The sequence below is a fragment of the Rhizobium sp. No.120 genome (genome assembly GCF_054558365.1).
Genome location: NZ_BAAJNQ010000004.1, coordinates 391953 through 416239 on the forward strand (window position 1 = coordinate 391953; position 24287 = coordinate 416239).

Here is a 24287-nt window from a genome sequence, read left to right on the forward strand (position 1 = left end):
ACATGTCTGATTTTCACTGGCCGGCCGAGACCGGCAGCCTCGACTTCCATACGCTGACTACTGCCTATGTGTCCGGTCAACTCAAGCCTTCGACGGTCGTCAACGCCATCTATGACCGGATCGAGGCCCGGGGTGACGACCATGTATGGATCTATCTCGTCTCCCGCGCCGATGCACTGAGAGCGGCAGAGGAATTGGAGAATGCCGGCTATGACGGCCGTCCTCTCTGGGGAATTCCTTTTTCGATCAAGGATTGCAACGACGTTATCGGCCTACCGACAACGAATGCGCTGAAAGAGGGGACCTATATAGCCGAAAGCACCGGTCAGGCCGTGACGCGCCTTTTCGACAATGGCGCGATCCTGATCGGCAAGACCAACATGGACCAGTTCGGCATCGGCCTTGTCGGGATGCGTACGCCGTATGGTGCGTGTTCGTCGGTGTTCAATGACGATTATATTTCCGGCGGTTCCAGTTCCGGTTCGGGCGTTTCGGTGGCCGCCGGGCTTTCCAGCTTCTCCATCGCCAATGACGCCGCCGGCTCCGGCCGCGTGCCGGCGGGTTTCAACAATATTGTCGGGATCAAGCCGACACCAGGCATTGTCAGCAATGCCTGCGTATCAGGCGGCGGCTGCGTGAAGACGATTGAGACCGTGTCGGTCTTCGCGCTGACAGTGGAGGATGGCATGGCCGTCATGCGCATCATCACCGGCTACGATCCGACCTATCCCTTTTCCAAGCCCGAGGCCGATCATGTCGCGCTCGACATGCGGCCGGCCCCGCCGAAGTTCCGCTTCGGCATTCCGGCCGGCACGGCGCTTCGCTTCTTCGGCGACAGCGAGGCGGAGCGGCTGTTCCAGGAAGCCGTCAAGCGGCTGGATGCCATGGGTGGCGTGGCAGTCGAGGTCGATTTCGCCGCATTCGAAGAAACCCAGCGTATTCTCTACGAAGGCCCGTGGATTTCGGAGCGCGCGCTCAGCCTTGATAAGGTGCTGGCGCAGCATGGCGACGCGATCCATCCGGTGACAAAGAAGATTCTCGAAAACAGCGGGCAATATTCATCCATTGATACGTTCCGCGCCATTCACCGCATCGCCGAGTTGAAATGCGCGACACGACCGATCTGGGACGACATCGAAGTGCTTCTGGTGCCGACGACAGCGACGATCTATCGCAAAAGCGAGATTCTCGCCGATCCGATCGCGCTCAATGCGCGCCTCGGCATCTATACCAATTTCGTCAATCTGATGGGCCTTTGCGGGATCGCCGTGCCGAACGGTTTCCGCGTCGACGGGCTGCCCTCGGGTGTCACCTTCCTCGCTCCCGGCATGGCTGAAGCGAAAGCGGCGGCGATCGCGGCCGAATTCCATCGTCGCGCCGGCATCGGGCTCGGGATGAACCTTAATCCCTATCCGGCCTATGGCGCACCAACGGACATTCCGGCCGGTCACCGAGAGATTGCCGTTGTCGGCGCACATCTGTCCGGCATGCCGCTCAATCATGAACTGACGGAACGCGGCGGCGTATTCCGTGGCCATACCCGCACGACAGGCGATTATCGGCTTTATGCGCTCACCGGTACGACACCGACTAAGCCCGGTCTCGTTCGCGATCCGAACGCCAAGGGGCCGGGCATCGAGGTCGAGATCTGGTCGTTGCCGCTCGCAGGCTTTGCCGATTTCGTCGAGCGCATCCCGCAGCCGCTCGGGATCGGGAAAGTGACGCTAGAGAATGGTCGCCAAGTATCCGGCTTCCTCTGCGAGACCGTGGCGCTGGACGGCGCGATCGACATTACGGTGCATGCCGGCTGGAAGAATTACCTGGCTTCGAACGCGGCTTGAGAAAGGTTCTCGCGGTAGCGTGTCCGGTGAAAATGAAATCGCCTGAGGCGCGCCGCACGTTTTGTTCGACTTGCGTGAAATGACGAAAGGCGGCTCCGCGAGGTGTCCGCCTTTTTAATCGTCAATGTTCATTCGCTCAGTTGATGCCTTTGGTCAGTCCCTGGACGAAATAGCGGTTGAGGACGAGCACGATGAATACGATCGGCACAGTCGAGAAATGCGCCAACGCCCCGAGCGTCCCCCAGGTGATGTCCTTTGTTCCGTAGGCCGAAAGCAGTGCCACCGAGATCGGCTTAGAATCGAGCCGCGTCAGAAACATGGCGAAGAGGAAGTCATTCCACGAGAAGAGCACGCAGAAAAGCGCGGAGGCGATGATGCCGGAGCGCACCGCCGGCAGCGACACTTTCCAGAACGCGCCGAACTGCCCGCAGCCATCCGTCAGCGCCGCTTCTTCCAGCTCCTTCGGCAGGCTCCGGAAATAGGAAAACATCATCCAGCTCACGAAGGCAGTATTGAGCACGCAATTGATCAGGACGACGCTGAACCAGCTGCCGATGAGGCCGATATCGCGCATAAGCAAATAGAATGGAATGAGCGCCGCAACAGCGGGCACCATACGGATCGTCATGAAGAAATAGGCGACGCCCATGGCGGCAGGATGCGTCGAGCGGGCGAGCGCATAGCCGGCCGGAACGCCGAGTATCAGCGAAAGCAGCATCGAGCCGCCTGCAATCAAGAGGCTGGAAATGACGAGGTTGCCGACATCGAAGATGCGCAGTGCGTTGCGGAATTGGTCCAGCGTCGGCGTGAAGAAGAGATGTGGCGGAATGGAGAAGATCGCGTTTGACGGTTTGTAGGCGGTCATTGCAAGCCACAGAAAGGGCAAAAGGAAGAAGGCGAGCGTAACTAGCAGGAAGCCGCGGCGGGCCGTATCAAAGACTATGGAGCGTGTCGTCATCGGCCGTTGGCCTTCTTGTCGAAATGGCGGATCATGAGGATGAAGCAGGTGGCGATGATCGCCACGCAGAGAAGCGCGATGTTGGAAATCGCCGACGCCTTGCCGATATTGAAGAAGCTCAGGCCCTCCTTCACTGCATAGACCATGAGCGTGTTGGTGGAATTGCCCGGTCCGCCACCGGTTGTCACGAATACGCTGTCAAAGACGCGGAAGGCGTCGATGGTGCGTAGCGTCAGCGCCAGCATGACAGCCGGGAGCATGAGCGGTAAGGTGATGGAGCGGAAAGTGCGCCAGGCGGTTGCTCCGTCGACTGCGGCGGCTTCCAGGAGATCTCCTGGGAGCGCCTTTAGACCGGCCAGTAGAATGAGCGCGACGAGCGGCGTCCATTCCCAGACGTCGATGAAGATGAGCGTGGCCAGCGCAGTCGATGGTGTGGCGAAGAGGCCGCGCGGATCGGTGATGCCCCATTGGGCAAGATAATAGCCGACCATGCCGTAGTCGGCGAGCAGCAAGCCCTTGAAGATGAGGCCGACGACCAGCGGCGTAATGGTGACGGGAATTAGGATCAACGTCAGGCAGACGCGATTGAAGCGATCGTCGCGCCAGAGCGCCAGCGCAATAATAAAGCCGAAGACAAGTTCGATGGCGACGGAAAAGACGGTGAAGATCACCGTATTGGCGATGGCGCCGCGAAAATCGGCGTCTGCCAGCAGGTTGATGTAATTGTCGATGCCGACGAAATGTGTCCGCCCCGGCCTCAGGAGATTGTATTCGTAGAGGCTGTACCACATGCCCTTCATGAGCGGGAAGACGCCGAGCGCGACCACATAGGTGACGGCGGGAAGCGCCATGGCAAGCAGGAAGAGTTTTCGTCGTGTGGCAAAAGAGACGGGGGAGAACGGCGTGGCCGCCTTGCTGTCAACGGAACTGGTCAGGTTCATCGCGTAATTCGTCATCACCGAATGGCCGATTGCTTCGCGTTTCGATCTGAGAGGAAAATGGGCCGGTGCACAAACGGAATCTTGCTTTTAGCGTGCCGCTGAAGCTCGCCCGACCAGCGCCCTCGAAAATGAAAGGCCCGCTTCACGGTCTTTCGTGAAACGGGCCTGTTCTTAGAACAGCTTGGCGGCGGCCTCTTGCGCCGCGTCAAGCGCGGCCTTCGGCTCGACCGTACCAACGAGGACGGAGTTGACGGCAGTGCCCAGGATGTCCTGGATTTCCGGATACTCCGGAATGCGCGGGCGATAGTCGCCGTCGCCGTTCTCGAAGACTTCGTTGAGGACAGGCAGGAATGGATACTTGGCGTTCAGCTCCTTGTCGGTAACCGTGCTCTTGCGGATATAGCTACCCGCGCCGAGCATGTTCATCTCCTTCTGGATCTTCGGGCTTGTGACCCACTTGATGAAGGCCCAGGCGGCTTCTTTCTGCTTGTCCTTCGCGTCGGCGTTGATGGCCATGCCCCAGCCGCCGATTCCGTAGATCTTCGGTAAACCCTTGCCGCGCGGGGCAAGCGCGACATCGACCTTACCGACCACCTTCGACGTCTTCGGATCGTAATAGCCGGGCGCGCCGACAGACCAAGTCTGCATCGTGGCGGCAATGCCCTGGCGGAAGCTTTCCTCGCGACCGCCCCAGTCATAATCGGCGGCACCGGGAGGGGCCGCTTTCTTGAAGAGATCGCGATAAACAGTCAAACTCTTGATATTGGCTTCGGAATTGAGCGCCGGCTTGCCGTCTTTGTCGAGGATGGCGCCCCCCATTTCGGCGTTATATTGCATCCAGTCCTGAGCGACCGCCGGGCCTTTCTGGCCGTTGGCGACAAAGCCGTATTGCTTCTTGGCCGGGTCGGTCAGCTTGTAGGCGGCGGCAACCAAATCTTCCATCGTTTCCGGCGCCTTCAGACCGGCGGCATCGAAGAGATCCTTGCGATAGGCGAGAACGTTGGCATAGCCGGCAAAGGGATAGGCGACCTGCTTGCCCTTGTAGTTGCCGAGCGCTTCCGTGAGCTTGGGATAGATGTCGGCGGCATCGAGCTCCTTGGCGTCGCGTTTCATCAGGTCGTTGAGATCGATCGTATAGCCGTTGGCGGCGAACTGCCCTGCCCAGACGATGTCCATGGTGATCAGATCATAACCGGCAGTGTGGCCCACGAAATCGGCGGTCGTCTTCGTCAGTAGAGAGCCATAATCCATGATGTCGACCTTAATCTCTGCGCCGGTCGCTTCCTTGAACTCGGGCGCGATCTGCGCAAGCACGGCCGAAAACTGGTCGTTCATGGATGCTACATTGAGAGTAACGCCAGCCAGCGGCTTGTCGGCGGCCTGCGCCATGCCCGCTGTCAGCGCAATAATGCAAACGGTAGCAAACTTCTGAAAATTCCCCTTCATGAATGTCATTAGTGTTCTCCTTTTCATGATTGATCGTCACTATACATCAAACAAAAACGCACTCAAGTGCACTTGACAAAAATGCAACAATGGCCTGAATATAACAAAAATGAACAATATCGCGCATATTTTGCTTGATCGCTGTGCAATGTGCCTCGTTTTTGCGCACTCGTCGCGCTGCTCAAAAGGCTTGCACTCGAGCCGTGCTTAGCACGGGGCGATTTGAAGGAAGAAGTATCAGGATCGAACATGAATGGAGGCCTCAGCACATCGCGACTTGAAGCGCTTGAAAAACGGCTCGTCGGCGAAATGGAGGTGACGGAGGCGCTCGGGCGGGTGTGGGCTCCAGCACCAGAGCCGGGGCACGCTTGTGCTGCGCGCTATAATGTCGTGATCTGTGGGGCCGGCATGTCCGGACTTGCTGTCGCTTTTGGCCTGAAACGGCGCGGGGTTGCGGGCGTTCGGGTGATCGATAAGGCCGGGGAGGGGCAGGAAGGACCTTGGATCGGCTGCGCGCGCATGAAGACGCTGCGCTCACCGAAACATCTCGCCGGGCCGGATTTCGGCGTGCCGTCGCTGACGCCACGCGCCTGGTATGAAGCCGTCTATGGCACAGACGCCTATGAAAGCCTCGACAAGATGTCACGGCAAGACTGGATGGCCTATCTCGGCTGGTATCGCGCGGTGACGGAGCCGGATGTGGCCAACGGCACGAGCCTTGTCGGTATCTCGCAAGTCGACGGCTGGTTGCGGCTTGTGCTTGAGGCGGCGGCCGAAACGCAAGAGATCGAATGCCGCCGGCTTGTGCTGGCGACCGGTATTGATGGCGGTGGCGCGCCCATGATTCCCGATTTCGTTCGCGCCCTGCCCAAGCAATACTGGACCCATAGTGCCGAGATCGCGGATGACGGCCATCTCAAGGATCGAGACGTCGCCATTCTGGGTTCGGCGACCTCCAGCTTCGACTGGGCAGCAACGGCTTTGGAAAAAGGCGCAAGAGGTGTAGTGATGATCGGCCGCTCGCGCAATTTCGGCCGGACGGAAGTATTGGCCTGGACTAATTTTCCGGGTTTCCTCGGTCATTTCGGCGACCTGTCGGATCTGCAGAAATGGCGCTATATGCGGCTCTACAATAGCTTCAAGATCCCGCCGACACAGGATCAGTTCGACCGCGTCGTGTCCGATCCGCGCTTCACGATGGCGTTGGGCCACAAGGTGCGGTCCGTGAAAGTGGATGCGGGGCGAGTTGTGATCGAAAGCGATAGCGGCATTTTCAGCACCGATCATCTTCTGCTTGGAACCGGCTATACGATCGATTTCAACCGGCGCGCTGAATTGAAGAGCATCGCGCCGCATGTGGCATTCTGGTCCGATCGTTTCACGCCGCCGGATGGCGAGGCATCGCCCGAGATCGCGGCGCATCCCTATCTCGGGCGAGGCTTTGAGCTGACGCCGAAGAATGCCGCGACCCATGGCTGGCTGTCGCATATCCATTTGTTCAACTGCTCGGCCATTGCCAGCCTCGGCCCGATCAGTAACGGTGTGACTGGCATGAAATACGGTCTGCCGCGCATCGTCGATGCGGTGGTGGGTGGTCTCTTTCACGAGGCGGCTGACGATTTTCTCCGTGACCTTGCGGCCTATCGGGAGCATCATTTCGATCCGCGCGGCTATGATGGAGACCTTGAAGGCATGAAGGAAGTGTCATCATGACAATCATACCTGCGTTTCCGCTCGGCCGAGTTCTGGAAAGAGCTCGGTGTGACAGCGTGGAATTTCCCTATCTATTGGCCAATCACGCTCCGATGGTCCTCGTGGCGCTAGATCGCATGGGCGCGACCCCTGAGCGTCTCGACGAATGGTACGAGATTTATCGCGCGGCAAACAAGCTGGTTCCCGCACCGCCAACCGTGGCCCTAATCGAGTGTGCGCATTGGGACGCGGCGCTGGGTGACCGGACGCGGGAATCCGATTATCGCGCCTATTTCATTGCCGAAGTCGAGCGGCTCGGAACCGATGCCGCGATCCGCCATTATTTGCCTCGGCTGATCCAGGGCGTTGCCGGCAGCGCGCTGCACCCGCTGATGCGGCTGGCTTACGCGGTGCTCAACAGCGACGCGAAGGAAGTGGGAACGGCGCTCGGATATTGGGCGACCTGTTATCTGTCCTTGCCGCATCCGACTGGGATAAAGCCGGACACGGACGATCCGGCAGCGATTCTCGCCGCCATGAATGATGTTGGCGGCGCACACGACTATGTGCCTGAAACCGATCTTCTCTGGCACAATATACGCGAAGTCGCCGCCTTGCCGGACTTTCCGCCGGTGATCGATCGTTTGCGGATTGATGATGCGACGCCGAAGCGCATGGCGGAGACGGCGCTTGCCCTGTTCGCCGCGACCATGGATTTCTCGGCGCTCCACGCCGTTACCGGCTTGCATTGGGCTCGCTTGGTCGCGGCGCATCTGGATGATCCGCTGCCGCTCTACCGTGCCTTTTGGCAGGTAATCGCCACACTCGTTCCGAAAATCGGCTTCCCGGCGCTTCCGACCGCCGAAGCCATTCAGGCGATGCGTGAGATGCGAGTCCCGGACTGGCCGGAGATAAGGGCCGCTGCGGTGGCCTCCAATGACGAACACGACATTAGTCTGGTCTTTTCTGCATCACAGGAGCAACGGGCTTGGAATGATCCGCTTTATCAGGTCGTAGCAGCCCGTCGCGTACGGCTGATCTAGAGATTGCCGTCCTGGAAACTTTTAATGCCCCGCCCTTCCTTTGATCGAATTGATTTCGATGTTTGGTTGACATGAGCGAAGGGTCACCCGCGGAATAAATGTGCAGCCCGATTAAGGCTCCAGTCGCTTGAAACAAATCGCCCTGCCGGGTGGGGCCTGGCAGGGCGGCAACATGAGCACTGATTAGAGCGCGGGTCGGGGTGAACTGGAGTTCAGACTTGCGCTAGCTCAATCTATCATTGTGTAACAGTTTTGTGAATGCCACCATTCGCCTTTGGTGACGAATATATCGAACAGAATTACATTCTCACATCGACTACTCGCAAACGGTCTCGCGTACTACGACCCGATGATGGTGGCGGTAGCCGTAACGCCTCTCTATCCAGCACCGGCGATGGTGCCTATAGCGCGGGCCGTCATAGTATCGATCATATGCGTAGGGCGGCGGATCGCGATAATAGCGTGGCGGCGGATCGTAGTCGTAACGAGGCCCAACTCCGTATTCAAAGTAGACCTGAGAGAATGCCGGCGAGGCGGCCAAGGTCGTTGCGAGCGCCAGCGCTGCGATTACAATTCTTTTCATGTCTTTTCATTCCGATTTACATACAGCTGCGACGCGCTAACCCGCGCCTTAAATGTAGTATGTCACGAGCGCTGCTGATGGATACGGACCAAAGTCCCGAGCAAGTAAGGACTTAAGCCTTAGAACTCATGAACGCTCCGTTCGCTGGCGCCCAGCTAATTCTTTCAAAAGAGCATTCACTTTTTTCGAAGCAGGGTAGATGGCGCCGATTTCAGTTGCAAAATGCTGCGATAAATAGGGGCAGGGACCCTAAAATTGATACTGTCAATCTACGATCAACATTGGAGGAAATTCCATTCACAATGGTGATCACCACGACGATTCGCGATAGATTGCGCCTTATGCGCCAGCCTTTTTCCGTGACAAGGAATTTTGCAACAATATATGGTCAATGCTGACACGCCCCGGCACAATCGCACATCGCGGATCTGACATGAAAGACTGGCATCCTGACCTTACTCGCTCCTCCAGCCCTCGCTACATGGCGATCGCCGACCTGATCGAAATGGATCTGAGAAGCGGCGTGCTGGCGGTGGGAGACCGCTTGCCGCCGCAAAGGGAGATGGCCAAGCGGCTGAACATCGATTTCACCACGGTGGCTCGCGGTTATGTCGAGGCGCAGAAGCGTGGCCTGGTGGATTCGCATGTCGGCAGAGGCACCTTCGTCACCGGCGGGAAGGATCGCGAACGGCGCGGCTTCGTGTCCGATGCTTTGCCCGATCCGCGCCGAGCTTCGCTGGTGGACTTGTCGATGAACCTTCCACCGGAGCCGGACGATGCAGATTTGATTGCCCGCATGCGCGAGGGCCTGTCAGCCGTGGCAAGCAATCTGGTTCCGCTGCTGCGATACCAGGGCTTCGGCGGATCCGGTATGGACAAGGATGCCGCTGCCGCCTGGCTCAGCCGCCGCGGTCTCGTGCCCTCGAAGGAGCGCATCTTCGTCACACCAGGGGCGCATCCGGCGCTGCTGGCGATCTTCGGGCTTCTGACAAAGCCTGGCGAGACAGTCCTGTCGGAAATCATCACCTATCCGGGTATGCGCTCGATCGCTGCCCAGCTGCGCCTCAATCTCTCAGGCTTGCCGATGGATGATGAGGGCATATTGCCCGATGTCTTTGCCGAGGCTTGCAAGCGACTGCAGCCGAAAGCGCTCTATCTCAATCCGACACTGCAAAACCCGTTGACGCTGACCATTCCCGAAAAGCGTCGCGAGGAGATCGCCGTCGTAGCCCGCAAATATCACGTGCCCATTATCGAGGATGACGCCTACGGCTTCATTCCCTTGCACGGGCCGCCGCCGCTTGGCGCCATCGCGCCCGATTTGACATGGCATATCGGCGGTCTTGCAAAATGCATCGGCGCCGGCCTTCGCCTTGCCTATGTGGTTGCACCGGACACCAAGGCGATCTGGCCCTTCGTCAGCGCCATGCGTACAAGCAATATTATGGCCTCGCCGATGACGGTTGCGCTCGCCACGCGTTGGATCGAGGACGGTACGGCGGATTCGATCCTGCGCTTCATCCGCGCCGAGGCGGCGATCCGTCAGCAGATGGTCGCGGACATTCTGCCCAAGGGCAGCTACAGGGCCGATCCGATCAGCTTCAACATCTGGATGCCGCTTGCCAACGGCTGGACCCGGTCGACCTTCAGCAGTCACATGCGGTCCGCCGGCATCGGCGTCGTAGCCAGCGATGCCTTTACCGTTGATGGCGCGGTCCCTGAGGCCGTGCGCATCTGCCTCGGCGGGCCGATCGGCCGCGAGCAACTGAAAGGTGCGCTGGACTTGATGGCGCATGCACTGGAAGGCCCACCGGAAATGTCCGCCTCGTTCTTCTAGGTATACTGGATGGCATGTCTCCAGCTGTTCTTTTAAGCGATACACTTATGAGGTGCGAACATCAAAGCTCGAGACGCGGGCGTGCTGAGAACAGGAACGCCTAGAGATTTTCCTTTATGAGGATCTCAATGCGTAATCGTTCCTGTTCCGCCAATAGCTCGCGTGCATCGGCACGAGCGCGCATGATGCGAACCGCACTGCGCACGGCGTGTCCGGGATCCTGCGCGATGACCGCATTGATGCTGCCGTCACGCAATCCTTCTTCGGTAAAAGGTGTGCGCTCGTGGACAACGACCGAAAGATTGTGCAGATCGCTCCTCGCCGCGGCTGCCAAAAGGGGGATGCGTGCCTCTGAGCTTAGTATGTAGGCAGCAACAACATCTTTGTTGCTCTCAAGTACGCGTCCGATAATCTGGCTTGCGCGCTTCTCGTCAGCGTGCGTCTCGATCGATGGAAGACAGGTGAGATTCGCAAACTGCTCATTGATTATGGTATCGAAGCCGTGACGCCGCTGAATACTGTCCAGTGACTGCATGGTCTCAGCGACGATCATCACCTTCCCCGGGGTCTGGCGGACAAACGTGCCGATCAATCGCCCTGCCGTTGCACCCGCAGCAAAGTTGTCAACGCCAACAAAATCTGCGGCAGGAAGCTTTTCCTGACCGGACAGAAATTGGACGACCTTGATGTCTCTTTCCAGAAGCCGCATCAAGGCATCGCGTACCTGGGGCGATTCCGGTGCCATCAGAGCTATGCCGTCGACCGCGTCCTCGCTGATGCTGGCAAGATAGTTCGCAACGCCGTGGGCATCCTCGGTCGGGATTCGAACACAGTCTATATCGGTCAGGTCGCTTTTGAGTGCCACCCCCAGATCCTCCACCCGGCGCAACAGCTCGCCAAGATAAAGATCTCCCGACTTTGGTAGGATGAAGCGAAACTTATAGCTCTTGTTGCGTGCGAGGCTGACGGCGGCAGGATTTCGAATAAAGCCAATGCGTTCAATGGCTTCTTGAACGCTGAGGGCGGCTTTTTTGCTCACATTGGGGCGATTGTTCAACACCCGGTCGACTGTGGCGAGACTTACGCCGGCGGCTTCCGCAAGGTCCTTTGCTGTTGGCCGCATGATGGCTCCACTTGAATGACAGACAGCAGACATTTCCCTCAAAAACGAGAGAAAGGCAAGAATTGATGTGCGGACCTCAAAAATTGCTTGCATTGAGGTGCGCACCTCAGTTATGGCTTTATTGTCCCGCCTTCGGGCCGGACCGAAAGGAAGAAAGCCGGATTTGGAGTGCGTTTGGCAAAATTCCGGCTGTCGCGCTTTCACTATCCTCTCGATGGAGGTCGAGAGGTTCAACGGGAGGATTGAAGCCATGAGGTCTCTATTGCTGAGCCCGGCGGTTGCAGCCGGGGTGTATATTGCCATGTCCGCGGGCGCGGTATCGCATGCCCAAGCCGCCGATCTGACCCTATGCTGGGCGGCGTGGGATCCCGCCAACGCTCTGGTGGAACTGAGCAAGGATTTCGAGAAGAAGAGCGGCAACAAGATGCACTACGAATTCGTGCCTTGGCCGAACTTCGCAGATCGCATGCTCAATGAACTGAATTCCAGTGGCAAGCTTTGCGACCTGATGATCGGCGACAGCCAGTGGATCGGCGGCGCGGCGGAAAATGGTCAATACGTCAAACTCAACGATTTCTTCGATAAGGAAGGAATCAAGATGGACGATTTCATCCCCGCCACCGTGGTCGGATATGCCGAGTGGCCGAAGAACTCGCCGAACTACTGGGCACTGCCGGCATTCGCCGATGTCGTTGGCTGGACCTATCGCGCGGACTGGTTCTCCCGTCCGGAGCTTCAGGCCGAGTTCAAGAAGAAGTACGGCCGCGATCTTGCCGTTCCGAAGACCTGGGACGAGCTGATGGACATTGCTGCCTTCTTCCAGGGGCGCGAAATCGACGGCAAGAAAGTCTATGGCGCTGCAATCTACACGGAGCGCGGCTCCGAAGGCATCACCATGGGTGCGATGAATGCCCTCTATAGCTACGGCTTCCAATACCAGAATCCGAACAAACCCTATGATCTGGAGGGCTTCGTAAACTCGGCGGGAGCAGTCGCAGGCCTGGAGAAATACAAGAAACTCTATGATTGCTGCACGCCTCCCGGTCATTCCGATGCCTATATGACTGAAGACGTCGATGCCTATAAGTCCGGGCAGGTCGCCTTGCAGATGAACTTCACTTTCACCTGGCCGGGCATCAATGCCGATGCCAATGTCGGTGGCAAAAAGACCGGCTATTTCCCAAACCCCGCCGGCCCCGATGGTGCCCAGTTCGCCCAGCTCGGAGGGCAGGGCATCTCCGTGGTTGCCAACTCCGACAAGAAGACCGAGGCGCTCGACTACATCAAATGGTTCGCCCAACCTGAGATACAGCAGAAATGGTGGACGCTTGGCGGCTATTCGGCACTGAAGGCTGTCGTGGACGACCCGGGCTTCGCGTCAAGCCAGCCCTATGCAAAGCCGTTCCTCGATTCGATGGCTATCGTCGAAGATTTCTGGGCCGAGCCATCCTACGCCTCCCTCCTGCAGGCATCGCAGAAGCGGTTTCATGACTATGTGGTCGCAAACCAAGGTACCGCAAAGGATGCCCTCGACGGCCTCGTCAAGGATTGGAAGGGTATCTTCCAGGACGACGGAAAATATTGACGCCAGCATAGGGGTATTCCCCGGCAATGGCGTCACACAGGGCCAGCTCCGCCGACTGAGCTGGCCCTGCCTACCACCAATTTCATGCCAAGGAGACGGATATGCTCCACTCACCGATCGATCGGATTGCCGGTGCAACCCCGCCCGCGATCGCAGCGCGTGTCAAAGGCCTGTCTGATCGCGCCATAGCCTGGCTTTTCGTCGCACCCTCGATCGTGTTGCTGCTTGCCATCAATATCTTTCCATTGATTTGGACGATCCGCCTCAGCTTCACGAACTTCCGGGTGAACCGACCCAACGAGCCGATACGGTTTGTGGGCCTGAGGAACTACATCAATATCCTGACGGATGGCGATGTATGGCGGAGCATGCAGGCGACCGCCCATTTCCTGATCTGGACCATTATCCTGCAGGTTCTGATCGGTTTCTTGCTTGCCTATCTGATCAACAAGAAGTTTCGCGGCAACGATCTGTGGACGACGATCATCGTGCTTCCGATGATGCTCAGTCCGGCGGTCGTCGGCAACTTCTGGACCTTTCTGTACCAGCCGCAAATCGGTCTCTTTAACTATGTGATCGCTTTCCTGACCGGGAATGATCCCTCCAGCTTCTCGATGATTGCGAGCACCACGCTGGCGCCCTGGGCCATCGTCATCGTGGATACCTGGATGTGGACGCCCTTCGTGATGCTGATCTGCCTGGCGGGATTGCGTTCCATTCCCAACAGCATTTACGAGGCGGCCGAATGCGACCGCGCCAGCAAATGGCGTCAGTTCTGGACCATTACCATCCCGATGGTGCTGCCATTCCTGATGCTGGCAGTGCTCTTCCGCGGCATCGAGAACTTCAAGATGTTCGATCTGGTCGTGCAGTTGACCGGCGGCGGGCCGGGGTCGATCACGGAGCTGACGTCCATCAACCTGAAGCGCGCCGCTTTCGAGCAATGGCGAACCGGTTACGCATCCGCCTATGCCGTCATTCTTTTCGTCACCGTATTCGGCTTGGCATCGATCTACGTCAAAGCTCTAAATAGGGTCAAACAACGATGAGCAGCTATTCCGTAACCGAGCCGTCCGGTCGTCAGAAATGGTTTGCCGGTATTCTGGTCGTCCTCTATTCGATTATCACCCTTCTTCCGCTAGTGTGGATCATCGCGACCGGCTTCAAGTCTCCATCCGACGCAATCGCCTATCCGCCGAAACTGGTCTTCCAGCCGACGGTCGAAGGTTATGTCAACCTCTTCACCACCCGTACCCGCGTGCCTGAGGATCAACTCAAGGCACTCGGCGAACCGACGACATGGTACGACAAACTGGTGCGCAAGGACGGGCTGATCATTACCGGTGCCTCGCGCTTCGCCGAGCGCTTTTATAATTCCGTCATTATCGGGTTCGGTTCAACGGTCCTGTGCATCGTCCTTGGCACGACGGCGGCATACGCGTTTTCCCGCTTCAAGGTTCCGCTGAAAGATGATCTGCTGTTCTTCATTCTTTCGACCCGCATGATGCCGCCGATCGCCGTTGCAATCCCGATCTTCCTGATGTTCCGATCACTTGGCCTCAGCGACACGCATGCGGGCATGATCCTGCTCTACACCGCCGTCAACTTGTCGCTGTCGGTGTGGCTTCTCAAGGGCTTTATCGACGAAATCCCGGTTGAGTATGAGGAGGCCGCTTTGATCGACGGCTATACGCGGTTCCAGGCCTTCTACAAGGTCGTTCTGCCCCAGGCCGTTACCGGCATCGCGTCAACGGCAATCTTCTGCCTGATCTTCGCCTGGAATGAATATGCGTTTGCCGTGTTGCTCACATCAGGCAATGCCCAGACGGCGCCGCCCTTCATCCCGACCATCATCGGCGTCAGCGGTCAGGACTGGCCAGCCGTCGCCGCCGGCGCAACGATCTTCCTGGTTCCGGTCATGGTCTTCACGATCCTGCTTCGCAAACATCTTCTGCGCGGCATTACCTTCGGAGCGGTACGCAAATGACGACGTTTCTCAATCGCTTGGTACGCCTGCGCCGCGATGCGTGGGAAATTCTCGCTTCGATCCTGATCGCACTCGGCGTCGTCATGCTGATGCAGCCCTTGTCGCTGTCGCTCTATTCCTATTCCTTCCTCGTGACGCTGGCGGGAACAGTCATGTTCATCATCTTCAGCCATTTCCCGGAGTGAATCATGGCGCAAATCAGAATTCACAATGTGCGCAAGGACTTTGGAGCTTTCAACGCGGTAAAGTCTTCCACCTTCACCGTGGAGGATGGCGAATTCTTTATGCTGCTCGGGCCTTCCGGCTGCGGGAAGACGACCACCTTGCGGATGATGGCAGGCCTCGAGCTTCCAACCAGCGGTGAAATCTATATCGGGGGCGAAGAGGTCGGGATGAAGAGGGCAAGCGAGCGCGACATCGCATTCGTTTTCCAGATGTTTGCTCTTTATCCTCATATGAATGTCCGAAAGAATATTTCCTATCCGCTGGTCAGCCAGGGCATGAGAAGGGCTGAGGTCGCAAAGCGGGTCGCGGAAGTGGCTAAGATCCTGCGCATCGAAAATATCCTCGACAAGCCGATCGGCGGGCTTTCCGGCGGCGATCGGCAGCGGGTGGCGGTAGGTCGCGCCATCGTCCGCAACCCGAAGGCCTTCTTTATGGATGAGCCGCTAGGCGCCCTTGACGCCGAGTTCCGCGAACACATGGCGCAGGAGTTGCGGGCACTGCACGACCGCATGGGCGCCACCACCGTCTATGTCACCCATGATCAGCTGGAAGCCATGCAGATGGGCGACAAGATCGTGGTGATGAACCACGGTGTTATCGAGCAGTTCGGCAAGCCGCAGGAGATCTATGACTGGCCGGCGACGAAATTCGTTGCAAAGTTCATCGGTTCGCCGCCCATGAATTTCCTGGAGTTCGATGGTTCTGTCGGAATCGGCGGAACTCATGTCAGCCTTGCCGGACATATGGTGAGAGTGCCGATATCTCGCGAAGAACATGCCGGCAAGTTGGCGCTGGGTGTCAGGCCCGAACACATACGCTTCAACGACGATTCCGCTTACAGAGGGCGGGTCATCGCCGTGGAATATCTGGGCACGACCCAGATCGTCACGATCGACACGCAGCATGGCGAGATCAAGGCTCGTACACCATCCCACCAGCGCGCCCATGTCGAAGAACTGATCGGACTGGACTTCGATTCCAGGAGCGTGACGGTCTTCAATTCTGCGACCGGAGCGGCACTTGTTTCCGAGGCCAATGAGGGAGTGTTGCGCCGTGGCTGAGGTCATCTTGAAAAATATTACGAAATCTTTCGCCGGTCATCGGGCACTCGATGAGCTTTCCATGATCGTTCCCGACGGTTCATTCGTTGTCCTTCTGGGGCCGACGGGTGCGGGCAAGACGACGACTTTACGGATGGTGTCGGGCCTCGATAATCCTGATGTCGGCGAGATCATGATCGGTGGACGATCCATGCGCGGGCTGACACCGGCGCAGCGCAACGTCGCGATGGTGTTTCAGCAATATTCGCTCTACCCGCACCTTTCGGTACGCCAGAACCTCGAATTTCCGCTGAAGTCACCCTTGCTGAAGACACCGCAGAGCATGATTGACGAGAAGGTGAATATGATCGCCGAAATTCTCCAGATTTCCCATAAGCTCGACAATAAGGCGACGGCGCTTTCCGGCGGTGAAATGCAACGCGTGTCCATCGGGCGCGCACTAGTCAGAAATCCGCAGATCTATCTCATGGATGAACCACTGAGCTCGCTCGACGCCAAGCTGCGCGCCGATCTGCGTATTGAACTCAAGAGCATTCAGGCCAAATCCGGTGCTACCTTGCTTTACGTCACCCACGATCAGGTCGAGGCGATGACGATGGCAACGCATGTCGGCGTCCTTCACGAGGGAAGGCTTGCCCAGTTCGGTTCTCCGCGCGAAATTTATGAACAACCGGTGAGCGTCTACGCCGCCACCCGTCTCGGACAGCCGCGCATCAACGTGCTGCCTGCCGAGCTCTTCCCCGGTGCCCCGGCAAACGCCAAATCGATAGGCCTGCGCCCGGAGCATATCGCTCAAGGCGATGGCCAGGAGGCGACTGTTACCCGGGTCGAGCATCTGGGCGATCAGACGCGCCTGCATCTTTCATTCAAAAAACACAATTTGATCACCATCACTGAGCCTCATACGACACTCAGAGGTGGCGAGATCGTTAAGATCCAGCCGAACAAGCCGCTCTATTTCGACGCGGCGGGCATGCGTTTGGTTTAAGGGAGGCGAGAATGTCACAGTTCCTCAACAGCAGGGAAAAAGCGGTCACCGAAGCAATCGAGGGCCTTCTCGTTGCATCGGGTGGCGCTCTGAGCCGCCTCGATGGTTTTCCACACATCCGTGTGGTCGTTCGTTCGGATTGGGATAAGAGCAAGGTTGCGATCGTCTCCGGAGGCGGATCGGGCCATGAGCCGGCTCACGCGGGCTTCGTCGGCAAGGGAATGCTCACCGCAGCCGTGTGTGGAGATATCTTTGCATCTCCCAGCGTCGATGCGATCCTCGCCGGTATCCTCTCCGTCACAGGCCCAGCCGGTTGCCTTCTGATCGTCAAAAACTATACGGGCGACCGCCTCAACTTTGGATTGGCGGCGGAGCGTGCTCGCGCCTTTGGCTTGAATGTCAGCATGGTCATTGTGGATGATGACATCGCGTTACCGCATCTTCCGCAATCTCGCGGTGTGGCGGGCACGCTCTTTGTCCACAAGATCGCGGGCGCCTTGTCGGAGAACGATGCTGATCTTGAGACCATCACTGAAGTGGCGCGCCGTGTCATCGCGCGTACGCGCTCCATCGGAATGTCGCTCGACACATGCACCGTGCCTGGTTCTCCGAAGGAAAATAGAATTCCGGAAGGCCGCGCCGAACTCGGGCTGGGCATCCACGGCGAGGCCGGTGTCGAGCTGGTTGAATATACAGGCGTCCGAGCAGCGGTCGCCGCCATGGTTGAGCGTCTTGCGGCAACCATGGATGATGACGGGTCCTATGTCGTACTCGTGAATAATCTGGGCGGTGCATCGATCCTGGAAATGTCGGTCATTGTCCACGAAATTGCCCGATCGGCTATTTCGGGAAAGATCTCGTACGTGATCGGACCTGCTGCGATGATGACGTCGCTTGACATGCACGGCTTCTCTATCTCGGTCTTTCCTGCCGACAGGAATGAACTGGCGCTGCTGGCCAAGCCTGTCGCGCTACCGGCGTGGCCAGGCGTAGCAGCGATCAAACCGGTTGCCACGCTTGCTCTTCCGGATGGGCTGACACCGATCGCTCCTCTCGCATCGCGGCACGAGCCTACCCGCCAGTTTTTGACGGATTGCTGCAATCTTCTCATTCTCTCGGAGATGGATCTGAACGCGCTTGATGCAAAGTCGGGCGACGGTGATACGGGATCGACCCTGGCCGGAGCGGCGCGCGCGCTCATCGACGCACTCGACCGCCTTCCTCTTTCAGACTATACGCAGCTCTTCCGGGCTATGGGGCAGGAACTCAGTCAGACCATGGGCGGGTCGTCGGGGGTGCTTCTAGCGATCTTCTTTGCAGCGGCCGGCGATGGAGCGTCGAGTGGGCTTGCCATCCGCGAAGCGCTGCAGGCTGGGCTCTACCGCATGCAGGAGATCGGCGGCGCTCGCCTCGGAGACCGAACCATGGTTGATGCTCTCTTGCCGGCCCTGGATGCGCTCAATGGCGGTTTGGCAGCAGCGGCGCATGCAGCTCGCGCCGGCGCAGACATGACTGCCACCCTCGTCCACGCCAAGGCCGGACGCGCCGCCTACATCAATGCCAAGCAACTTGAGGGCCACGTCGATCCCGGCGCTGAAGCCGTCGCACGGCTATTTGAATATCTGGCAGGTCGCAGCAATGTCCCTGGCGGCAGGCAGTTTGACCGTCACTGACTGCCCTGGCCAAAGGCGGTTGTCCGCATTCGCAAAAGCCGCCTTTGAATTGTTTGTGCCTGTCGCGACATTGATCTGATTGTCGATATAAAAGCGTGCTCTGCGACAGCACCGCTCCCCATCCTCGCCTGTAAGCCATGCTTGGATAGCGTTGCCTTCGTGCGAACGACGACCGCTTCGAAACTGCTTCCTTTGAGCGTACGATCAAGCGTGTATCTCTTCGTGGGCTCCTTTCTTCACCAAGCCAGCGGAGTTGATCTGGCGGCATGTTCTTGGATCGTGGCATCACAGAAAGCTCCCGTGATCTGTTTCTCGTCAGTTTTAGCTATCTCTGGCCGAATATTCAGTGCACGCAGCGCATTCAAAATGACGGCAACGTCAATCGCTTCCTGTAGGACGGCGCCCTGCACCGGAGTCAGATAGCCGAAAGCTGCTGCCAGCATGCCGAAGATGGATAAGCCGATTCCTGCAACGACGCTCTCCAATGCGATGCGCCGGGCACGGCGGGCAATATCGATTCCCGCAGCAAGACGGTCGATGCTGTCGACAAGGAGAACGACGTCGGCAGCTTCGGCGGAAGCCGCTGCTCCCCTGGCTCCCATGGCAACTCCAAGGTCAGCCGCGGCAAGCGCCGGAGCATCATTGACGCCATCGCCCACCATCATCACCGGGCCGCTCTTCCGTTCGGTTAGTACGAGTAAAACCTTTTGATCGGGTGATAGTCCGGCGTGAATTCCATCAAGCCCAAGTCCTTGCGTGACGCGTTCGGCAACCTCCATGCGGTCGCCTGTCGCAAGGAGAATACGGTCGATGCCTTGATGGCGCAATTCGCCGAGCGTTGATCCCGCGCCCTCACGCAAAGGATCCGCCATGACAAGATGGGCCACCAGGCGACCGTCCACTGCTACGGCTACCAGGACGGAGCCTGAGGCAAGGGCTGGGTGATCGTCCAATTTCCGGTTCACTTGGGCGGCGACGAAACCGTCGCCGCCCACGATGACCTTATGACCGTCAACGCTTCCTCGGACGCCTTCGCCGGGGATTTCTACTGCTTCCGAGGGCACTGGAAGGACCAGGCCCCGCGCCTTGCCGGCGGCCACAATGGCCTGCGCCACAGGGTGCTTCGAAGCCTGGTCGAGGGCTGCGGCAAGGCGAAGTATCTCATCGCTGGCTATGCCGATATAGCTGTCGATCGCAACAATCTGCGGTCGCCCATCCGTCAACGTGCCCGTCTTGTCGAGGATAAGCGTGCTGATATGCGCCATCGTTTCAAGAGGCTTGGCGCCTTTGATCAGCACGCCGTAATGTGCCGCCCGCGAAAGACCAGCCACTAGGGCTACAGGGACAGCCAGAATCAGGGGGCAGGGTGTCGCAATGACCAGCACCGCCACCGCCCGGACAGGATCTTGCGTGAACCACCAGGCAGCCAAGGCGATTGCTACTGTTATGGCGAGAAATCCCATCGACCAGCGATCTGCCAACCGCGACATGGGGGCTTTGGATTGCTGAGCCTCCTCCACGAGGCGAATAATGCCGGCATAGGTACTCTCCTTGGCAGGCCTCGTGGCGATCAGATCAAACGCATCTCCCGCATTCGTCGAGCCGCTCATGGCTTCAGAGCCCATTGCAAGCCGTGCCGGAAGAGATTCGCCCGTCAGCGCGGATGTGTCGAGAAAAGCAAAGGTCGAAGCCACGGTTCCGTCCACTGGAAGGACGTCGCCCTGTCGAACAAGCAGCCTATCGCCCGGCGCGATCGCGTCCAGCGGCACATCCTCAAGTTTACCGTCGCAATGCCGTGTCGCGGTTCGCGGAACGCGCGAAAGAAGGTCATGCATCTCGCGACGGGCGCGACCTTCAGCGAAGCTTTCAAGGAAGGTGCCGCCAGCATACATGACGGCCACAACTGCGGCCGCCAAACTCTCGCCAAAGGCGACCGCGGCAGTCATGGACAGTGCTGCCACGATATCGAGGCCGACCTCTCCGCGCCAAAGGTCACGAACGATTTCCGCCAGAAGGGCCGCTAGGATCGGCAGAACACACGTTGTCCAGACCATTACTGCAAGGTCCGCGCTGCCTGAAAATTGGAGCACGAGCCCCCCAATCAGCCCGGTCACTGCAATCACCAAAAGCGCGGATCTTATTCGATCACGACTGACATCCATGGAGCCAAACCTTTGATGGGCGTTAATCTATGCCTGTTTCGTTATCAGCGGCTCGCGATCCGAACGAAAGGACTCCAAGCCTTATCGCGGAGGATGCTCGTATGTGCATCTCTTCTTTTCCGCACTCACTCGACCTCGTCCAAAAACGTCGATTCCGTTTCCAATGCCTTGATACGGATCAAAGGATTAGTCGAAGGATTGGTACCTTTGCTGTCCCGTCGTGAAGCGCTTCACTGCAGCTTGCTTTCCCGCACGAGGCTGCTGGTGGATAACCTTGTTTCAATAGGGATGATCTTGCTTCCTGCCTGGCTATCCGATGATCCTGTGCTGTCGATATGCCTGCGCCAAGTCTTGGCCGACGACATTGTTAGGTGAAGAGTCGGTCGGTAGCGGCTTCAGAAAAGGTCCTCTTGACGTGGATCAAAGCGAGCAGCCGACCAAAGGCAGATGATCGATTGTGTCGTCACGGTTTGGCTGATCGCTATGATTGCGCTTGCAACGATAATGCTCGCCCTGCGCCGGAAAGCTTGCAAGCGCAAAACACGAGCCGTTCGCTCGACCCATTCGGGTCGACCACTGGCTCGGTCTGCCTATAGCGAATGAATTTCGAGATTACCTTCTGAAAATGAGTGCCGAAGTGGGTCGTACCGAAGGAGAATGATATGAGAAAGATCCAAGTTCGAAATGCAGCTCTTCTAGGTTTCGTAGTTGCTTTCGGCAGTGTCTCGGTGGCATTCGCGCAGTCGGACGAGGCGAACCATCGTCCAATGTATCCGTCACAAGGCGATTCGCGCTCGGCAATGGAGAGCATGATGGAGCCAGGCGAGGGCGCAATGGCCGGCAGAGCCGGCATGATGTCCAGTGGCGTCCGATGCATGATGATGCAGCCCGGCACGCCAGGCGGCATGTCGGGAATGGGCGGGGGCGGCAATATGATGAGGTTCATGTTCGCCATCGCCGACGCAGACGGCGATGGTGCTTTGTCATTCGATGAGGTCACAGCTATCCACAAGCGGATCTTCAACGCCATGGATACGAACAAGGACGGCAAGGTTACACCAGAGGAGATGCAAGCGTTCTGGCGGCCTTAGGCTCCTATCCGATCGCCTAAGAAAGGTTCTGTTGGCCGCCTCGTTGATCGAGGGAATGTTGGCTCTGCCCTCATTATGCTGTTCGCATCAAGTTTGCCGCTGTTGCATCGCCGGCTGCAGATTTTCCTCATCCAGTTCCTCTGAAAGAGGGAGGCATCACGACATCAGATTTTGAGCGGTATGTCTTTTCGTTAGGAAGCAAATGACGACAACGAAATTTGCGAAGTCACGCTCCAGGCTCCATGTTAAGGCGCCGTCTCGACTTCTTGTTATGGTGGGGGCGTCTGCGGCTGCTCGCCAATTGGCAGCTTTCGCTGCCGCAGTCCAAAGCTCGCCAGGCCGCAACAGGCTTTTTCTGCTCGCTTTCGGTCTGGTCGTTGTCATTGGTGCTACCGCGGCTGGTCAGCTTCGGCTAAATGCATGGAACGAGCCGTTTTTCGATGCCCTCCGAAATAAGGATTTCGCCGTATTCGGTCGCCAGCTCGTCGTGTTCGTCGCCATCGCCGGGATTCTCATTTTCTTGAACATCGTGCAGACATGGCTCGATCAATGGACGAAGATCACTTTGCGTGAGTGCGTCACGCGCGACCTTCTTGTTCAGTGGTTCACGCCGGGCAGAGCCGTCTTTCTTTCCGGAGCTGCTGCGGTCGGCAGCAATCCCGATCAGCGAATGCAAGAGGACGCGCGGCGGTTGACGGAACTTACTGTGTCTCTATCCGTCGGAATTCTTCAATCCACATTACTGCTATTCAGTTTCGTCGGCGTATTGTGGCTGTTATCCCGCGGTTTCCTGTTCGAATTCGAGGGGCGCAGCTTTCAGATACCCGGATTCATGGTCTGGATCGCGTTGATCTACGCGGCGTCCGGGTCTTGGATAAGTTGGCGATTGGGACGCCCGCTGATTGGCCTCAATGCAGCGCACTATGCTCAAGAGGCGCAATTTCGTTTCGGGCTCATGCAGGCGAACGAATCTCGCGATGGGATTGCCCTTAGCGGCGGCGAGAAGGGCGAACGAACCCGGCTCGAACGAGAATTCAATCACGTGATCGGTATCGCTAAGCGTATAGCCAATGTGACAACCGGCCTAACGGGCATTACTGCGGGTTACGGCTGGTTTGCAACCGTGGTACCGATCGTCGCAGCTGTGCCGGGATATTTCGGCGGCCAGCTGACCTTCGGTGGGCTGATGATGGTTGTCGGAGCCTTCAACCAAGTGCAACAGGCTCTTCGATGGTATGTCGACAACGCCGGGAACATAGCGGACTGGGTGGCGACGCTGGGGCGCGTAATGGATCTGCGACAGGCTCTTCTCGCGCTGGATCAAGCCTCAGCCTCGGAGAATCGCATCACTGTGCTGCAGGATGAGCCGGGGCTTGTCATCGAAGGAATGACCATAAGTATGGCAGATCGAGAGATCTCGATCAGCGAGCCGAAGGTCGAGGTTCAACCAGGAGAGCGCTGTTTGATTCTAGGCAAGCCCGGAATAGGCAAGAGTACGCTGTTTCGTGCGCTTGCCGGCCTATGGCCATGGGGAGCCGGGCGACTTCATCTGCCTTCGAAGGCTACCATCATGTATCTGCCGCAAAGAGCATATCTTCCAGCCATATCCTTGCGGGGTGTTCTTGCCTATCCATACGACGCTTCGGCATTTGAGGAAAAGGACTTTCATCACGCCCTTCAGCGCACGAACCTCGCGCATCTAATCTCTTCACTTGGCCGCGTAGCCCGTTGGGAGAAGGAGCTGACGATGGATGAGCAGCTGCATCTTTCTTTTGCTAAGCTCCTGGTCCACAAGCCGCGTTGGGTCATAAGCGACGAGGCGTTATCTCATCTCAACGAGGACGACCGAAAGATGCTGTTTTCGATATTTGGCAACGAATTGTCGGAGGCATCCGTTTTGAGCATTTCGAGCAACGATGCACAGTGTGGATTTTACTCCAGAACTCTATCTCTAACGACACGCCCACGTGCCAAAGTTGGCTTGCTACCCGCCTAATTGCGGCGTGAGCATAGCATCTTTGATTTGCCTGAGCCGCGGGAGACTCGGAAGC

The 24287-nt window shown here is 58.0% G+C and carries 19 protein-coding genes; 13 read left to right on the forward strand and 6 right to left on the reverse strand.

Going from position 1 to position 24287, the window contains the following annotated elements; all coding sequences use genetic code 11:
* Positions 1-2 precede the first annotated feature (2 nt).
* Positions 3-1841: an allophanate hydrolase gene (atzF, locus tag ACYJRZ_RS15730; protein WP_459460276.1), complete on the forward strand. Its 1839-nt coding sequence runs from the start codon at positions 3-5 to the stop codon at positions 1839-1841.
* Between the two features lie 136 nt (positions 1842-1977).
* Here atzF and ACYJRZ_RS15735 read toward each other — a convergent pair whose 3' ends face one another.
* The 3 genes from ACYJRZ_RS15735 to ACYJRZ_RS15745 all read right to left on the reverse strand — a co-directional run bounded on the left by ACYJRZ_RS15735 (position 1978) and on the right by ACYJRZ_RS15745 (position 5129).
* Positions 1978-2799 (reverse strand): carbohydrate ABC transporter permease, encoded by an 822-nt coding sequence (locus tag ACYJRZ_RS15735; RefSeq protein ID WP_459460278.1) that lies wholly within the window; start codon positions 2797-2799, stop codon positions 1978-1980.
* Entirely contained in the window at positions 2796-3740 is a 945-nt protein-coding gene (locus ACYJRZ_RS15740; RefSeq protein WP_459460280.1) for a carbohydrate ABC transporter permease, read from the reverse strand. Before ACYJRZ_RS15740 ends, ACYJRZ_RS15735 begins: the two co-directional genes overlap by 4 nt.
* A 171-nt stretch (positions 3741-3911) precedes the next feature.
* Positions 3912-5129: an ABC transporter substrate-binding protein gene (locus ACYJRZ_RS15745; protein ID WP_459460608.1), complete on the reverse strand. Its 1218-nt coding sequence runs from the start codon at positions 5127-5129 to the stop codon at positions 3912-3914.
* Between the two features lie 306 nt (positions 5130-5435).
* Here ACYJRZ_RS15745 and ACYJRZ_RS15750 point away from each other — a divergent pair, with 306 nt between their 5' ends.
* Positions 5436-6899, forward strand: a complete 1464-nt coding sequence (locus tag ACYJRZ_RS15750) for an FAD-dependent oxidoreductase (RefSeq protein WP_459460282.1) — start codon at positions 5436-5438, stop codon at positions 6897-6899.
* On the forward strand, positions 6896-7921 hold the full coding sequence (locus tag ACYJRZ_RS15755) for a questin oxidase family protein (protein ID WP_459460284.1): 1026 nt from the start codon (positions 6896-6898) through the stop codon (positions 7919-7921). Before ACYJRZ_RS15750 ends, ACYJRZ_RS15755 begins: the two co-directional genes overlap by 4 nt.
* Positions 7922-8237: 316 nt before the next feature.
* Here ACYJRZ_RS15755 and ACYJRZ_RS15760 read toward each other — a convergent pair whose 3' ends face one another.
* Entirely contained in the window at positions 8238-8504 is a 267-nt protein-coding gene (locus ACYJRZ_RS15760) for a hypothetical protein (RefSeq protein ID WP_459460286.1), read from the reverse strand.
* A gap of 433 nt (positions 8505-8937) precedes the next feature.
* Between ACYJRZ_RS15760 and ACYJRZ_RS15765 the strand changes: the two genes are divergently transcribed.
* Positions 8938-10341: an aminotransferase-like domain-containing protein gene (locus ACYJRZ_RS15765; protein WP_459460288.1), complete on the forward strand. Its 1404-nt coding sequence runs from the start codon at positions 8938-8940 to the stop codon at positions 10339-10341.
* 100 nt (positions 10342-10441) lie between these two features.
* On the opposite strand, the gene ACYJRZ_RS15770 is transcribed toward ACYJRZ_RS15765, so the two are convergent.
* Positions 10442-11464 carry a LacI family DNA-binding transcriptional regulator gene (locus tag ACYJRZ_RS15770; protein ID WP_459460610.1) on the reverse strand — a complete coding sequence of 341 codons (1023 nt, stop codon included), beginning with the start codon at positions 11462-11464 and terminating at the stop codon, positions 10442-10444.
* 250 nt (positions 11465-11714) lie between these two features.
* Here ACYJRZ_RS15770 and ACYJRZ_RS15775 point away from each other — a divergent pair, with 250 nt between their 5' ends.
* From ACYJRZ_RS15775 to ACYJRZ_RS15805, 7 genes are all read left to right on the forward strand, one after another.
* The gene (locus ACYJRZ_RS15775) at positions 11715-13049 is read left to right on the forward strand and encodes an ABC transporter substrate-binding protein (RefSeq protein ID WP_459460290.1); all 1335 of its coding nucleotides are present in this window, start codon (positions 11715-11717) and stop codon (positions 13047-13049) included.
* Between the two features lie 101 nt (positions 13050-13150).
* Positions 13151-14098, forward strand: a complete 948-nt coding sequence (locus tag ACYJRZ_RS15780; protein ID WP_459460292.1) for a carbohydrate ABC transporter permease — start codon at positions 13151-13153, stop codon at positions 14096-14098.
* Complete coding sequence (locus ACYJRZ_RS15785; RefSeq protein WP_459460294.1) at positions 14095-15036, forward strand: carbohydrate ABC transporter permease; 942 nt, start codon at positions 14095-14097, stop codon at positions 15034-15036. The genes ACYJRZ_RS15780 and ACYJRZ_RS15785 overlap by 4 nt, the downstream gene beginning before the upstream one ends.
* On the forward strand, positions 15033-15221 hold the full coding sequence (locus tag ACYJRZ_RS15790; RefSeq protein ID WP_459460296.1) for a hypothetical protein: 189 nt from the start codon (positions 15033-15035) through the stop codon (positions 15219-15221). The genes ACYJRZ_RS15785 and ACYJRZ_RS15790 overlap by 4 nt, the downstream gene beginning before the upstream one ends.
* A gap of 3 nt (positions 15222-15224) precedes the next feature.
* Positions 15225-16322, forward strand: coding sequence for an ABC transporter ATP-binding protein (locus ACYJRZ_RS15795; RefSeq protein WP_459460298.1), 1098 nt, complete (start codon positions 15225-15227; stop codon positions 16320-16322).
* Positions 16315-17310 (forward strand): ABC transporter ATP-binding protein, encoded by a 996-nt coding sequence (locus ACYJRZ_RS15800; protein WP_459460300.1) that lies wholly within the window; start codon positions 16315-16317, stop codon positions 17308-17310. The genes ACYJRZ_RS15795 and ACYJRZ_RS15800 overlap by 8 nt, the downstream gene beginning before the upstream one ends.
* An 11-nt stretch (positions 17311-17321) precedes the next feature.
* Positions 17322-18983 (forward strand): dihydroxyacetone kinase subunit DhaK, encoded by a 1662-nt coding sequence (locus tag ACYJRZ_RS15805; RefSeq protein WP_459460302.1) that lies wholly within the window; start codon positions 17322-17324, stop codon positions 18981-18983.
* A 236-nt stretch (positions 18984-19219) separates the two neighbouring features.
* Here the strand turns inward: ACYJRZ_RS15805 and ACYJRZ_RS15810 are convergent, their stop codons facing one another.
* Positions 19220-21145: a heavy metal translocating P-type ATPase gene (locus tag ACYJRZ_RS15810; protein ID WP_459460304.1), complete on the reverse strand. Its 1926-nt coding sequence runs from the start codon at positions 21143-21145 to the stop codon at positions 19220-19222.
* Positions 21146-21807: 662 nt separating this feature from the next.
* Here ACYJRZ_RS15810 and ACYJRZ_RS15815 point away from each other — a divergent pair.
* Positions 21808-22236 carry an EF-hand domain-containing protein gene (locus ACYJRZ_RS15815; RefSeq protein ID WP_459460306.1) on the forward strand — a complete coding sequence of 143 codons (429 nt, stop codon included), beginning with the start codon at positions 21808-21810 and terminating at the stop codon, positions 22234-22236.
* Between the two features lie 202 nt (positions 22237-22438).
* Complete coding sequence (locus ACYJRZ_RS15820) at positions 22439-24232, forward strand: ABC transporter ATP-binding protein/permease (RefSeq protein WP_459460308.1); 1794 nt, start codon at positions 22439-22441, stop codon at positions 24230-24232.
* Positions 24233-24287 lie beyond the last annotated feature (55 nt).